Source organism: Nitrospira sp. Ecomares 2.1 (assembly GCF_965152585.1).
The window spans coordinates 4,529,861-4,543,721 of the sequence record NZ_OZ224219.1 but is presented as its reverse complement, the minus strand read 5'-3'; the positions used below and the strand labels follow the sequence as shown (position 1 = coordinate 4,543,721).

Sequence of the window (13,861 nt, the reverse complement as noted above, 5' to 3'; positions counted from 1 at the left end):
GTGAAATTCTCTACAACGAGCAGTTCCCCTAACCCTAATAAAGGAGTGCAAGGGTGAACCGGGCCCTGGCAATGAATAGTTGTTTTCTTTTTTATATGATTTTCCAGGAACACATATCGTTCTACACGCACCCATCGGATTGTGAAGGTTCCAGAGTCAGCCATCGCTCTTCGAACTTTTTGAGTCTTGCGTGCTTTTTGGTGGGAATTTGTATTAGGTTCGATTAGTGATAGTGTAGGGCACAAGCATTAACTGGTTTCATATTGAAACATTAGATTAGAAGTAAGCTAAGGGAAGGCAAGTAATTTTACGTGGTTGACCTGAATTTGGTAAGAACTGGGAAAACCCCCACAGTAGACTTTGAATTCCACTGATAAATATATGATATTTATTATCTCACCCATGTCAAGGTGGAAATGTTCATTGGGTTGCGTACCTAGAATTCTCAGTGGTAAGATCCGCTCTTATTTCGTGTGAAAAAACATCTGTTTATAAGCATTTCCCGGCGATTGAGACGTGGGTGTGATGCCGCTTTTTCTGAGGCGGAAATCTCTAAGGAGGCTTGTTGATGTACAAAACAATATATGTCCCGGTTGATAATTCAGACCATTCGAATATGGCTGTAGAACTGGGGGTGCAGTTCGCGAAAATTTTCGGATCGAAAATTGTGGGTAGTCATGTGTATGCGGCGAAGATGCATGATAAGCGGTTTAAGCAAATGGAGGCAGGTCTTCCTGAGGAATATCACGACGAAAAGGAGTTAGATCGCCAACGCCAAATACATGATTCCCTTATTACCAGAGGTTTGCAAATAATTACAGATTCATATTTGGATTTTGTCGATCAGAAATGCGCGGAAGCGAACATTCCTCTGGAGCGGCGCTCACTCGAGGGACGAAATTGGAAGGCGATTGCAGAAGATATTTCAAAAAATGGGTATGACTTGACCATTATGGGGGCCTTGGGGGTTGGGGCAGTGAAGGACTCTGTGATCGGCAGTAACACGGAACGTGTGATCCGTCGGATTCGTAATTCGGACATGTTCGTTGTGAAAGATACCAAACCCATGAATGGTGGGAAAATTGTGGTAGCTGTAGATGGGAGCCATTACTCCTTCGGCGGATTGAAAACCGCACTCGCCTTGGGAAAGGCGCTCAATAAGCCTGTAGAAGCGATTTCGGCATTCGATCCCTATTTTCATTACGCCGCGTTTCACAGTATTTCCGGTGTCCTGAATGAAGAGGCTGGAAAGGTGTTTCGATTTAAGGAACAGGAAAAGCTTCATGAGGAAGTCATTGACAGCGGGTTAGCAAAAATTTACCAGTCTCATCTTGATGTCTCTCGCGATGTTGCCCAGGATGAGGGCGCGGATATTAAGACAACTCTTCTTGACGGCAAAGCGTTTGAGAAAATCATTCAATACGTTCGGAAAGAGCAGCCATGGCTGCTAATCGTTGGACGGATTGGGGTGCATAGCGACGATGATATGGATATTGGCAGCAATGCCGAGAATCTTTTGCGTTCAGCTCCTTGCAATGTATTAATATCTAACAAGAAGTTTGTTCCTCCGATTGACACGCAGGCCGAATACACGATCGCCTGGACGGAAGAAGCCTTACGGCGGATGGAAAAGATACCTGTCTTTGCACGGGGAGTGGCCAAGACTGCGATTCATCGATATGCTATCGAAAAGGGGCATACCATCATCAGTAATTCTGTCATTGATGATGCGGTTGGTGATATTCTACCCAAAGGGGCCATGGACGCCATGAAAACATTAGGCGGTACTCTCGATGCTGCTGGAGTCGATCGGAATGCCATGCAGGCAGGGGATGAGGTGGCGCAGGACTTGATGGGTTCCACCCTGAGCGGCATGATGTCTCAGGTGGTAGAAGAAAAGCCGTCGGAGGCTTCTGCGCCAATGAGCGCAGGGAACAAGTCGTATCTAGCTCGAATGTCCAGAGACTATTATGTTTGTGGTGGATGTGGATATATTGGGAAAGGCGATCAACCGGTGATGTGCCCTGTCTGTGGTCTGGATGGAGCACAATTCAAACAAGTAGATAAATCTATTTTTGATGCGGCTGCCAAGGCGGAAGGTGGCTTGGAAACCCAAGTATCATATGACGATATTCCTATGCAGTGGACGAAAGATGCTCGTGAAGCCATTCGAGCCGTTCCCGCTGGATTTCAACGCCGACGGGCAAAAGCGAAAATCGAAAAAACTGCAAGAAAACTCGGAATGACCACGATTACGTTGGAATATTCAGGAGCAATGATTCAAGAAGCGGCAAGCGAGGACTATACACCAATTTTTGCCAATAAAACGGCTGGGGAGACGGCACCTATGGTCTCTGAATCCAAAACTGAAAATACTGGCAATAATAATGGAGCCGACCCGTATGTGTGGGAGCCTGATGCCCTACAACGATTGGAAAGAGCTCCTGCCGGATTTATGCGTGATTGCACCAAAGCCTTAATTATCAAACATGCTGAAAAAATTGGTACTACAACCATCACTCTAGATGTAGCGAACCAGGGAATTGAACAAGCCAAAACTACTATGGAAGAAGCCATGAAAACTGGCAATGTCAAAGACATCGTGGCCAAGTTGACTGGCACAGGGGCTCCCTCGGAAGCTCAATCCGGAGCCGGACATAATGGGTAAGTCTCTGCCTGTTCTCAATTCATTCCTTAACACGCTGAATTCGTTAGGGGCCGGAGCAATTTCTAAGTTTGAATCATTTCGTCCAGACTCCGGAGCGCCTGGGGATGGTCGAACCGTGGATGATTTTAAGCCCTACCTCGTGGCTCTCAATTTAACCAAGCGTTGCAATCTCAAATGCGACCATTGTTATCTGGATGCCACAACGAAAATGGGTGGTGGGCAGGATGAATTGACGACAGAGGAATGTTTTCAGCTTATTGATCAGATTGCCCAAGTCAATGCCGGTAGTCTTCTTGTTATTACCGGAGGAGAGCCGTTGGTTCGTCCTGATATTCTTGAAATCGCGCGTCATGCAGTCGAGAAGCGATTTATGGTCGTATTTGGCACCAATGGTATGCTGATTGACGATAAGATGGCGAAAGCCATGGTAGACATTGGTGTGATGGGCGTAGGAATTAGTATTGATTCCTTAGATTCAGCAACACACAATGCGTTTAGAGGTTTACCTGGCGCATGGGAAGGCGCTATGGCTGGCATTGAAGCCTGCAAACGAAACGGTCTTCAATTTCAAGTACATTTCAGCGCACAGCCCATGAACTACAAGGAATTACCAGCGGTCATCGATTGGTCACACGATTTAGGTGCCAAAGTCTTAAATGTCTTTTTCATGGTGTGTACTGGACGGGGTGAAGAACTCACTGACATCACTCCTTCGCAATATGAAGAGGTCTTGACTTATATGGTTGAGAGCCAAGATAAATACCAGGACATGTTGGTTCGGGCGCGTTGTGCGCCACATTTCAAACGCTTGGCCTACGAAAAGGACCCAAATTCTCCCATCACCAAAGCGACAGGATATATGGGAGGAGGATGTCTGGCAGGCACAAACTATGCGCGAGTGACGCCAAATGGCGATCTGACGCCATGCCCATATATGCCCCTTTCTGCAGGAAACATTCGCGACACCAGTTTTGTCGATTTATGGGAAAATTCAGAAGTATTCAACTCCTTTCGCTATCCACACCTCAAGGGTAAATGTGGAGATTGCGAATACAGTGAAATTTGCGGCGGGTGCCGTGCTCGTCCTTATGTGGACCACGGGGATGCGATGGATGAGGATGAATGGTGTCTGTACACTCCCAAAGGGGGAGAAAAAATTAAAGTGGCCTTCAATATGCCGGAAGCCTCGTCGGTGGAATGGGAAGCCGACGCAGAAGAACGGCTCAGTCGGATCCCATATTTTCTTCGAGCCATGGTCAAAAAAGGTGTCGAGCGTCATGCCGTTGAACAAGGTCTTCCAATCGTGACCATTGAATTAATGGAAGAACTTCGGAAGCGTCGATTCGGAAATGAAAAACCTGTGTTTAAGTTCTAATGGAGTCCCTCCTCGGAGTTCTCACCGATCTTAATCAGATTATTCCCATCCTGGTGCATTGGTTGCACCTACTGTCTGCCGTGGTGTGGATTGGTGGTTTGGCGTTTCTTGTCATGGCCGTAACGCCCTGTCTCAAAAACACTGTTCCAAAACAATTTATCCGACCAATATCTGAAACCTTTTATCAGCAATATAAACGGGTGGTCGGGATTCTCTTGGTAGTTATCCTTTTTACTGGAGGATTCAATCTCCATTATGTCAGTGAGGGGATGGTCATGCAGTCTGGGGAAGGTGTCTCCCATCATGCCAAATACCTTACTGTTTTCTTTATTAAATTGTTCTTGGTGCTAGGAATTCTGACCATCTTTCTATACACCATTATCTTTAAAAATGAACCCACAGGTGGTGAGACAAGCGAAGAATTAGAAGAGATGGCCATAGAGCCAGTTCCATTTCAGCGTGTAGCATTGTGGATGGGGGTGTTTATCATACTTTGTGCGGCAGCGATGAAACATCTCCATGTGTAATTAATTTTTTTACATTGAATTTTGCATGGCGTAGTTTTAGAGGCTTTTCCCCTGCTTCAATCTTCTGAATAATTGAACCTACCAGTGGGATTGGCTGGGTTGACCACAAAAAAGCCTAACCCTTTCGAATACCTGTCATAGTTGATACCAAATAGCTAAAGAATTCGAAGGGATCCATTTCTCAAAATGGATCCAACTGCAGAAAAGATCTTCCTCGATAAATTACCGTGTGGCTGAGGAAAAATCAGGGTCTTAATGAAGGTTAATTTCCAGATAGTTGACTGGGTAGCTTTATCCAGGCTATCACTGGGCGGGTTCCTTTGATAAATCGTCTTGTTGATCTGGTAGACGACCGGACGCCTGAAAATTAATTTTCCTACCAATTTGCTCCACCCTATTAGGTTATTTGCTGTCCAATGGCTCGATCTTCCCGTTCTCGCACCCCTCGCTCCCGTACCAGACCATCTCTGGAATCGTCCCTACCGTCTGATCTGCCTGTCGAAGTTCCCTTGGAACCACCCCCACATAGACCATTGGTAGCCCTGGTGGGACGGCCGAATGTAGGAAAATCTACGCTGTTTAATCGGATTGTCGGCCATCGCACGGCAATTGTAGATGATGTATCAGGGGTCACTCGGGATAGAAACACGGCAGAGTGCGATTATCAAAATCGGATATTCACGTTGGTCGACACCGGTGGGCTGGATCTGACCACCGACGATGTCATTGTGGAACAGATCAAATTTCAAACCCAAGCGGCTATTGAGGAGGCTGATCTGATCATTGCGGTCATGGATGGCCGTGTGGGGTTGTCTCCGCTGGATGCGGACCTTGTTAAGCTATTGCGACCGGTGACCAAGCCCGTTTTTCTGGCGGTCAACAAGATTGATACTCCTCAGGCTGAACCGCTCTTGGCCGATTTCTACAAATTAGGGGCAAAAGAGATTTTCCCTATTTCGGCCGAAGGAGGATTAGGAGTGGATGAATTACTGGAAGCCCTTTTGCCCTATCTTCCTCAAGCCACCGAGAATGAAGTTCAAAGAGAGATCCCAAGGATTGCGGTAGTGGGTCGACCCAATGTGGGTAAGTCGACGCTGGTCAATGCCATTCTCGGTGAACAACGACTCATTGTTAGTGATATCCCAGGAACGACCCGCGATCCAATTGATTCAATGGTCAGTCTTCATGGGCGACGGTATATCTTTACAGATACGGCAGGTCTCCGGCGAAGGGGGCGGATCGAGCGTGGAATTGAAGGCTATAGTGTCGTGCGAGCCATTCGAGCGTTGGGACGATCTGATGTTGCCGTGCTGGTTTTGGATGGGGTAGAAGGAGTCACAGAACAAGATACAAAAATTGCCGGCTTAATCAGTAAGCAAGGGCGAGGCTGTATTATCCTCGTGAATAAATGGGACTTGCGCGCGGATGATCGTGAGGCGTACCCCGCCTACAATCTTGAATTAGCTCGGCGGTTTCCATTTTTTACCTATGTGCCGGTTGTCTTTGGTGCCGCCATTCAATCGGAAACGCTCACGCGAATCTTTCCAAAAATTGATCAGGTAGTGGCAGATTTTTCCAAGCGTATTCAGACCCGTAAGCTGAACCTCTTTGTTCAGGAACTTCTGGAAAAAAATCCCATGACGTTGGTCCGAGGCAATCCAAAAAAATCCGTATTTATCACTCAGGTCGCGACCAAGCCGCCTACCTTTGCGTTATTTGTTAAATCCGCACCAAAAGTTCCAGCCTCCTACCTCCGTTATCTAGAAAACTCCATCAGGACGGAATATGGTTTTGAGGGCATTCCGCTCCGGATATTGTTGCGCAGTCAATAAAAAATAAGGAACACTGGAATTCACGCGAGTTCCCTAAGTGAAGCATCGTGAGTCAGACAGGCTAGAAATTTTTGAAGTTCAGAGATTCATGCAGTACAATTTGACGGATGAATCGGTTGCTGTGGATATGCGTCCTGATCCTTTTAGGCTTTACCGCTTCCTATGAGACAAGGGACGTTGAAGCGCAACCCGAAGGGAAGCAGGGGCGAGACCTCTATCGTATTCATTGTCTGGAATGTCATGGGGCGGAAGGACGGGGTGATGGTCCACGGGCGGCCCTGTTGGCCCCTCGCCCCGGAAATCTAGTTTCGGCAGCCACCTCTACCAAAACCGATGAAGAACTCCTTGAGATCCTTGCCAATGGAGTTCCCCGAACGGCCATGCATGGCTGGAGTGATCAATTGTCAGAAGAGCAACGGCGCAATGTCCTCGCCTACGTTCGAACCCTCGTGCATTTTCATGACCTATCTTCTCCTCCTTCTCCAGGACCTTAGCCTGTTGTCGGTTTGAGGCGGGTTTTGGATTTATCCGGTCGCATCCGACTCAAGTGATCGAAGTAGTGCACGAAGGCTTGTATCCCCCCTGAAGCTTGTCCCCAATCGAAATATTCATTGGGGGCATGGTACCCATGTTCGGGTAGGCTGAGACCCATAAACAGAATCGGGACCTTCCAGGCGCGTTGTAACACCGCAATGGCCCCAATAGATCCACCTTCCCGCACAAACACCGGTCGGCGTCCAAAGCCCTGGGCTACCGCCTCTTGCAGCGCCTCCGCATAGGGGCCATCGGAAATTCCACGATAGGGTTCCAGTTCTCCATCATTAATCACTTCAATATCAGGATTGCGGGCACGAAGATGTTTTTTCAGGAGTCGGAAAATTTTTGAGGGATGTTGATTTGGAACTAATCGCATACTCACTTTGAGTTCGCCCCAGGCCGGCACAATGGTTTTGACGCCTGGTCCCATGTGCCCACCCGTTAATCCATGCACTTCAAAGGTGGGAGAGGCCCAGATCCGTTTGAGTAAATCTTGAGGATCGGAGGTTCGAAGCGATCGCAGTTGATAGGCCTCTTTAAAAAGGCGAACCTGAAATCCTGATGCCAGAAAATTTTTCATTTCGGTTCGGGTGGGCGGGACGACATCATCGTAGAATCCTGGGATTTTCACGCGTCCGGTTTTCGCGTCCAAGCAGGAATAGGCGGCGTCACATAATTCAGCCAAGGGATTGCGCGCCCCGCCGCCCGTGAGACCGGAATGAATATCGGTTTCCCCTGTGCGAAGCAGCAACTTGGCGACCAACAAACCACGAAGCCCACAGGAGAGGGCCGGGCGATCCTTCGCCACCCAAATCGTGTCGGACACCAGTACCGAATCAGACGGTGGGACAGCTTTACGGTTTTGAAGGACCTCGGGGAAATTCGGGCTGGCAATTTCTTCCTCCAATTCCCAGAGGATCCGAATGTTTAGGGGAATGCCGACTTCTCTTGCGAATTTGGCAGCAAAGAGGGCGGTTAACGCCGGGCCTTTATCATCCGTTGCCCCACGGCCACAGTACCGATCACCATCCTTTTTAAAGGCAAAGGGAGGCTGACGCCATTCGGGTTCTTGAGCCGGTTGGACATCGAGATGATTGTAAATGGTCAGACTGGGGTGTTGTCGACCGGCCACCCATTCGCCAGCTACGCTTGGGTAACCCTTGGTGTTCACGATAGAGGCCTGGGCTCCAAATTGTTCCAGGTATTGAACGGCTAATTGGGCCATTCGGTGCATATCGTGGGCATGCTCAGGGTCTGAACTTACTGATGGCACTTCTACCATCTGACCTAAAAGGTCTTCAAAGTTGGGGCGCTGATCTTGAATGTAGGTGTGTAATTGGGATTGATAATCACTCATGAGATGACGGTTCCTTTTCGTGAGTGGGCTGAGAGTGCAAGTACGAAAACGAGAGTCGGGAATACGGATGGCATTCCAAGAACAACGACAAGGGGGCTAGCATGTCGTCATCCAACTGAAAACGGCACCGGAGCAAAAGTCACAATGAAAATAGCCAAGGCCGCCCAGGCGACCCATCGCCGGTGTTTACCCAAAACCGTGTGCGGGTCCATCACTGGCGGGTGGGCAATCCCGACAAGGCTGGCCAATCCGACCCAGAGAATCCACCCAGGCCAACCCGTGAGGCCCAAATAAATGAGGATGGGAATCGTGGCCAATGCCAGGGAGCGTTGTCGACGGCCTAATACCGCAAATGCCACATGGCCTCCGTCCAATTGCCCCAAGGGTAATAAATTAATCGCGGTGACGAAAAACCCGAACCACGCGGCAAAAGCAATCGGATGGAGCACAATATCGTGCGTGGGTGGAATCGGGCCAAACATGAGCCAGGCAAACCATTGCAGCAGGAGAGGTTCGCCCAACTGTAACCCATACGTTTGGGATCTGGGGACGATATGGGAGAAAGAGAGGCCGATAATAATGGCAACAACTGCGGCGATAAATCCGGCAATGGGACCTGCAACGCCAATATCAAAAAGCGCGCGACGATTCATGATTGCGGATCGCATGCGAATGACCGCCCCAAAGGTGCCAATGAAATGTGGGGGACCGGGAATGAACAGCGGTAAGGACGCGGGTACACGATGAATGCGGGAGAGGAGGTAATGCCCGAATTCATGGGTGACGAGGATTCCTAATAGGGTTGCGGCAAAGGGGATCCCATTGACTAAAGAGCCGGGATAACGCATTAAAAAATCCCAGGCCCCGTTGACTGGTTTCATATTAACCTGAAATGCTCCTGCCCAGAGAGTAGTGAATATGGTGAGCCCAAATAGCAAAATAGGAAGTCCCCATTGGGAAAAGGTGCTGGGAGTTGGAGGGGGGAATTCATCCTCCTCATCTCGAGAGTCGAGCCGGTCAGGTTGAATTGAATGCCAATGATCTATTCCGCGGGAGGATGTCTCGAGTGTGCGTTCTCGAAGCATGGCGTCTTTGGAGATTGGCATGATCAGAGGCGGAGGGGAAATTGGGTTAGTTGAAGGCAGTGGATCAGTGGGAGCAATAGGATTCAATAGAGAAGGTGAGGGTGTTGGGTTGTTCTCCGAAGGCGTTGAATGTGTAGGCGATTCGTGATCCATTAACACGTCCTTATTGAATGCCAAGCCAGGAATTGGTCTGACATTCAATGTCAGGCAAATGGATTGTGCGCTTGTTCCTCACGGACTGTCGTGGAGGGACCATGGCCAGGAAACAAGACGGTGTCTTTTGGTAAGTGTAACAGGGAATGGCGAACGGATTGCAAATGCTGTGGATACAGGGAAAAAGGGTTGGAGCGCCCTACGGAACCGGAAAAGAGCGTATCTCCCACAAAACACAGGGCCTGGCCTTTAAGCGATAACAGGTAGCAAAATCCTCCAGGGGTATGACCCGGGGTTGCCAAGCATTCGACCGACAACTCCCCCAGGGCAATCATCTGATGGTCGGCTGGTATTTTTATGGAGGCGTCAGGCGGCCTCCAGGGGAGCAGGTCAAAATCTCCGTTTCCCAGGTAGACCGTTACTGGCCATTGAGCCAAAATCTCTTTCAATCCTCCCGCATGATCCCTATGGCCATGGGTAAGGCAGATGCCGATTAAGGTCAATGCACGTTGGGAGATGCTCGAAAGCATCTGCTTGGCATTGTACCCTGTATCAATCATGAGGGTCTGGTTGGTGGCCGGATCAGTTAATAGATACCCTTTGACTTGATATCCGCCAACGTCGCCTTTGATGGTTTGAACAAGTTCGTGTTCAGTCGTCCACTCTGGTTGGGGCTGAGGTAACCATCCGCCCAAAGTCAGGTTTATCAGGGGTGCAAGGCGTAGGTGCAAGGCCTGGCTAATTCCCTGAATTTCGCTTTTGGTCGGAGTTCGGTTGCCTTTCTCAAGGTTCTCCAGGTCGGCTTGCCTCATTTTCGCCAAGTCCGCCAGGGTTTCAATTCCCAGTCCCTGCCCAAATCGAGCCTTTTTAATGATATCGCAAAATTCGTCTTCTAAACTCATTTACATGCTCAAATTAAAATTGGCTATAGTGGTGAAAGTTCCCTCTCTTGGCTGGCTGGTTCATCTAATCAAAAAAGAGGGCTCTGTGGAAAGTGGGGTCGTCCCTGATTTTGACCAGTGAGGTTTATAGAAAGTTCCTACCTAACTTTCTTGAGAGTTATAGGGTATATAGTGCGCTTCTTATAAGATCAGCAGATAAGGGATTGTTGACATTATTTTTAGAATGCGCTACTTAAGGGTAACTGAATTTTTGGTGAAAGTTTCATATACAATTAACAGAGGAGGTTTTGATGAAACAGTGCGTAAATTTGATCCTTGTGGGACTGATGTGTTTCTTGCTCGTCGGTTGCATGGGGGCGGCAAGTCTTCAGCAGCCCAATGCGTCATTTGCTGTTGCGGGAATTTACACTGATGTGCAAGGTGGTAGCTTGGTGTTAGACAACGGTGTGGCAGCGACGAAAACAGGAACAGCTTGTAGCCACCAAATTTTGGGCATTTTGGCCTCGGGAGATACACGTGTTGAAACCGCCATGGCGAATGGAGGAATTTCAAAGCTGGTGTATGTGAATACCTCCTATAAAAATATTGTATGGGGAGTGTATACTGAAGTTTGTACGATTGCGAGAGGAAACTAGGTTTCCATAAGAGAGAGTCTCATGTTGACGGGGGAGCACCTGGAAGATTGTTCTGGGTGCTCCCTTTTTTTTTGGCCATAAGGACGAGTGCTGGGTTTTTGTTGAGTGACAATTGGAAATGTTCAGCATGAAAATTGGCGTAGTCCTGATATGGTTGCTTCTTCTTTCTGTTCCGTCAAACGGATTTGGGTTGGAGAACATAGAAATTTATCTGGCCGGTTATGGGATGGCCACTCAACCCTTAAACCAGGGCCTTTTATTTAAAGGGAGCGGTGGTAAAGATGAAAAGATTCATGGTGACCCTGGATTGGGAGTAAAGATTGGGTTATTCCCGTCTTTATTTCATGGGTATCTTGGCGTGGAACTGGAATCATTTGGGCAGAATAACTCCCTACGTTTTCCAGTCGGGGAAAGTGGTGTCGGAACGGGTAAAGGCAAGAGTGGCCTTATCACGTATAGTTCGATGGTCAATCTCATCCTGAGGTATCCTGGGCGGCATGCACGGCCTTATGTGGGAATAGGAGGGGGACTCTCGAATGGAATCCTCCATCATTCAGATATTCCTGGTAGAAAGGACCACAATTTTGAAACGAGTTACGCTCCGGGATATCAGTTCTTTGGCGGGATTCAGTTGGTGGTTGCCGCCAATTGGTTTGTGTTTGGGGAGTATAAATACAGTGCTGCGAATTATCATTGGAATCAACTCTCCCTGAATTTCCGAAGCGAATATTTTTTAGGCGGAATTGGATATGTTTTTTAATGTGGTGTTCAACCTGTCGCTGCGGTTTTCATGCTCTCGTCCCGTTTACGTTTAAGTGATTCTGTGGCGTTGTAGGGATCTGTGGACCGTATGACGTGTCGATGAAAATAATGGCATTCATGAATCAAAAATATCCATGAAATACACCAAAAATTTCATTGTCCTGATCATGGTGAGTGAACGTGGCGCGCACCGCGAAATTTTTGGCGAATGTCCATCGTTGTCCCACAGAAACAGGGATGTCATGCGATCGATCTCCAAGGGGATAATACAAATATCCTGCTGAAATGAGCCATTTCCATCTCGGAGTGATTGTGGCCATCACGCCGCCAGATATTCCTCCCCCCACTCGATGATTTTCTTTGTACGCGCCACTGACGTTGGCATCTATCTCCCCAAGGAGAAAAAAGACCTCCCGTTTAAAGATCTGAGTTTCTTGGGCTCCACCGATTCCTGCATTAATGTTTCCGTTAGAACAGAGGTCGCAACTTGAGGTCTTGACGGTGTCCATTCCAACATTAAATTTCCATGAGGGCGAAATGAACAAGGAATCAATGGGGGCCAAGGAGAGGATATTTGCAAAAGTAAAACGTTCTACTCGAAATTGATTTCGGCTGTGATAATACCTCAACCGTAAATCAAGTAATTCTATTTGGGCATCTTGGGTATATCCTGCGTCAGGATCTAGGAGATCGTGATAGGCGGCTCGGACGCTGATTTCTTCGAATATCTCATGGTTTCTCCACCCGAATCCCTCGCCGACTCTTAGTGAATTGTGTCCGTTATCGGGGGAAAGGGAAAATGGCTCCACATGAAAGGAGGGCGAAGGTATTTTTATTTGACTGCGCGTCACTAATATAGATCGATTTTTGGCCTTATAGTCTTCAGCCTTGTCTTGATCGGTTGCGGCTTTATATCGTAATACGTCTGATGCGAAATCCAGAAGAAAAATTTGGCGATTCCTTGGTAGTTGGCGAAATTCAAATCGCTCTGTCAAATGAGGATCGTTGAGGAGTTTAGGAAGTAACGAGGTTTCTTGTTTCTCCAAATCGCTTCGCTTTCTTTTAAGCAGAGTGCTGCGAGCAGGTCGGTACACGCTCTCTTTGACCAATCCTTTGTAACGAAAAAGGAGGCGAATGGTGTTGCCTGGAATCGTAGCAAAATGAAACTGATCGGTCAGATGCAGATTGGGATCGGCCACTTCCAATAAAGACAGGATATGGTACGCACAATTTTCTTTAAAGAAGTAATAGTCGAAATAGGCATTCCCTAATTCCCACACATGCATCAACAGCCGATGAATTTGATCGGGAGAAAAATTCAAGCGATATTCCCAGATGTCTCGATTTTCAATGTCTCCGTATTCTTTGACTTTCATATAATAGGGAATAGTCGAAAAAAACCCTTTGTATCCTCCAAATACTCCTTTGTAAGCGTATTCAATTCCAGGATTGGGCGGCACCTCTGCCGCATAGTTAATCGTATAGGCGAGAATCCGTGTTTGTTCGGTTTGGCCTTTTGGATCAACTCTGAGGAAAGTGTGTCCAAACATGGAAGCTGGGTTCCCCATAAAGGCTGAGGGGAAAATCATGGAAATAAATTCGGCATCAAATTCATCATACCAATGATGAAACCGTTCACATTCGTGAGAAGGGAGTTTAGCCTCTTCAAATTTTAATTTTTCTTTCAGCCAATGATAGCGGGCGACAAAGGCGCACTGGGCAGGTTGTTGTGACCGACCGACCAATTTATCAGAAAAAAAGAAGGAAATTGTTGCCCGTAACTCAGCCTCGGGATCTTCTTTCCCATTTTCTGATAGGAAAAACCCTGGATCATCCACTTCGCTGGTGTGACCACCAAAGAGGCTTGGCTGGTAATGAAGTAAGAGGTGCCAGTAGCGTTGCTCATGGAGTTTGTCCCTGACGGCTTGCTCATTCAATTCTTGAAGATACAGTGGGGTTGCCCCTTGTATGGGGGAGACAAAAAAATGGAAAGAAAATAGCCAAAGGCCAATAAGAAGGCGTATTACC

General features: G+C 47.8%; 11 protein-coding genes. 7 read left to right on the top strand and 4 right to left on the bottom strand.

Translation table 11 applies throughout. From position 1 onward, the window contains the following. Positions 1–568 precede the first annotated feature (568 nt). The 5 genes from ACWHYD_RS19970 (at position 569) to ACWHYD_RS19950 (ending at position 6,896) form a co-directional block, all read left to right on the top strand. Complete coding sequence (locus ACWHYD_RS19970; RefSeq protein WP_447963756.1) at positions 569–2,668, top strand: universal stress protein; 2,100 nt, start codon at positions 569–571, stop codon at positions 2,666–2,668. Next, positions 2,661–4,043, top strand: coding sequence for a radical SAM protein (locus ACWHYD_RS19965; protein WP_447963755.1), 1,383 nt, complete (start codon positions 2,661–2,663; stop codon positions 4,041–4,043). The genes ACWHYD_RS19970 and ACWHYD_RS19965 overlap by 8 nt, the downstream gene beginning before the upstream one ends. Beyond that, on the top strand, positions 4,043–4,570 hold the full coding sequence (locus ACWHYD_RS19960; protein ID WP_447963754.1) for a hypothetical protein: 528 nt from the start codon (positions 4,043–4,045) through the stop codon (positions 4,568–4,570). The genes ACWHYD_RS19965 and ACWHYD_RS19960 overlap by 1 nt, the downstream gene beginning before the upstream one ends. A gap of 416 nt (positions 4,571–4,986) precedes the next feature. Further along, complete coding sequence (der, locus tag ACWHYD_RS19955; protein ID WP_447963753.1) at positions 4,987–6,402, top strand: ribosome biogenesis GTPase Der; 1,416 nt, start codon at positions 4,987–4,989, stop codon at positions 6,400–6,402. 107 nt (positions 6,403–6,509) lie between these two features. Then, on the top strand, positions 6,510–6,896 hold the full coding sequence (locus ACWHYD_RS19950) for a c-type cytochrome (RefSeq protein ID WP_447963752.1): 387 nt from the start codon (positions 6,510–6,512) through the stop codon (positions 6,894–6,896). Here ACWHYD_RS19950 and ACWHYD_RS19945 read toward each other — a convergent pair. The 3 genes from ACWHYD_RS19945 to ACWHYD_RS19935 all read right to left on the bottom strand — a co-directional run bounded on the left by ACWHYD_RS19945 (position 6,893) and on the right by ACWHYD_RS19935 (position 10,436). Then, positions 6,893–8,296, bottom strand: coding sequence for a M20/M25/M40 family metallo-hydrolase (locus ACWHYD_RS19945; protein ID WP_447963751.1), 1,404 nt, complete (start codon positions 8,294–8,296; stop codon positions 6,893–6,895). The two genes, ACWHYD_RS19950 and ACWHYD_RS19945, sit on opposite strands and share 4 nt — an antisense overlap. A 107-nt stretch (positions 8,297–8,403) precedes the next feature. Next, on the bottom strand, positions 8,404–9,177 hold the full coding sequence (locus ACWHYD_RS19940) for a site-2 protease family protein (protein WP_447963750.1): 774 nt from the start codon (positions 9,175–9,177) through the stop codon (positions 8,404–8,406). Between the two features lie 407 nt (positions 9,178–9,584). Next, positions 9,585–10,436 (bottom strand): MBL fold metallo-hydrolase, encoded by an 852-nt coding sequence (locus ACWHYD_RS19935; protein WP_447963749.1) that lies wholly within the window; start codon positions 10,434–10,436, stop codon positions 9,585–9,587. A 290-nt stretch (positions 10,437–10,726) separates the two neighbouring features. On the opposite strand from ACWHYD_RS19935, the gene ACWHYD_RS19930 reads away from it, so the two are divergent. Both ACWHYD_RS19930 and ACWHYD_RS19925 read left to right on the top strand, forming a co-directional pair. Beyond that, positions 10,727–11,071 carry a TRL domain-containing protein gene (locus tag ACWHYD_RS19930; protein WP_447963748.1) on the top strand — a complete coding sequence of 115 codons (345 nt, stop codon included), beginning with the start codon at positions 10,727–10,729 and terminating at the stop codon, positions 11,069–11,071. Positions 11,072–11,198: 127 nt separating this feature from the next. Beyond that, positions 11,199–11,831 carry an outer membrane protein gene (locus tag ACWHYD_RS19925; protein WP_447963747.1) on the top strand — a complete coding sequence of 211 codons (633 nt, stop codon included), beginning with the start codon at positions 11,199–11,201 and terminating at the stop codon, positions 11,829–11,831. Between the two features lie 124 nt (positions 11,832–11,955). On the opposite strand, the gene ACWHYD_RS19920 is transcribed toward ACWHYD_RS19925, so the two are convergent. After that, complete coding sequence (locus tag ACWHYD_RS19920; RefSeq protein ID WP_447963746.1) at positions 11,956–13,770, bottom strand: Lnb N-terminal periplasmic domain-containing protein; 1,815 nt, start codon at positions 13,768–13,770, stop codon at positions 11,956–11,958. Positions 13,771–13,861: the final 91 nt, after the last annotated feature.

Bases quoted from the DNA above. Each gene is read 5' to 3' on its own strand.
- ACWHYD_RS19935 (WP_447963749.1), bottom strand. From the start codon at position 10,436: ATGAGTTTAGAAGACGAATTTTGCGATATCATTAAAAAGGCTCGATTT.
- ACWHYD_RS19930 (WP_447963748.1), top strand. From the start codon at position 10,727: ATGAAACAGTGCGTAAATTTGATCCTTGTGGGACTGATGTGTTTCTTG.
- ACWHYD_RS19945 (WP_447963751.1), bottom strand. From the start codon at position 8,296: ATGAGTGATTATCAATCCCAATTACACACCTACATTCAAGATCAGCGC.
- ACWHYD_RS19970 (WP_447963756.1), top strand. From the start codon at position 569: ATGTACAAAACAATATATGTCCCGGTTGATAATTCAGACCATTCGAAT.
- ACWHYD_RS19960 (WP_447963754.1), top strand. From the start codon at position 4,043: ATGGAGTCCCTCCTCGGAGTTCTCACCGATCTTAATCAGATTATTCCC.
- ACWHYD_RS19925 (WP_447963747.1), top strand. From the start codon at position 11,199: ATGAAAATTGGCGTAGTCCTGATATGGTTGCTTCTTCTTTCTGTTCCG.
- ACWHYD_RS19965 (WP_447963755.1), top strand. From the start codon at position 2,661: ATGGGTAAGTCTCTGCCTGTTCTCAATTCATTCCTTAACACGCTGAAT.
- ACWHYD_RS19950 (WP_447963752.1), top strand. From the start codon at position 6,510: ATGAATCGGTTGCTGTGGATATGCGTCCTGATCCTTTTAGGCTTTACC.
- ACWHYD_RS19940 (WP_447963750.1), bottom strand. From the start codon at position 9,177: ATGAAACCAGTCAACGGGGCCTGGGATTTTTTAATGCGTTATCCCGGC.
- der (WP_447963753.1), top strand. From the start codon at position 4,987: ATGGCTCGATCTTCCCGTTCTCGCACCCCTCGCTCCCGTACCAGACCA.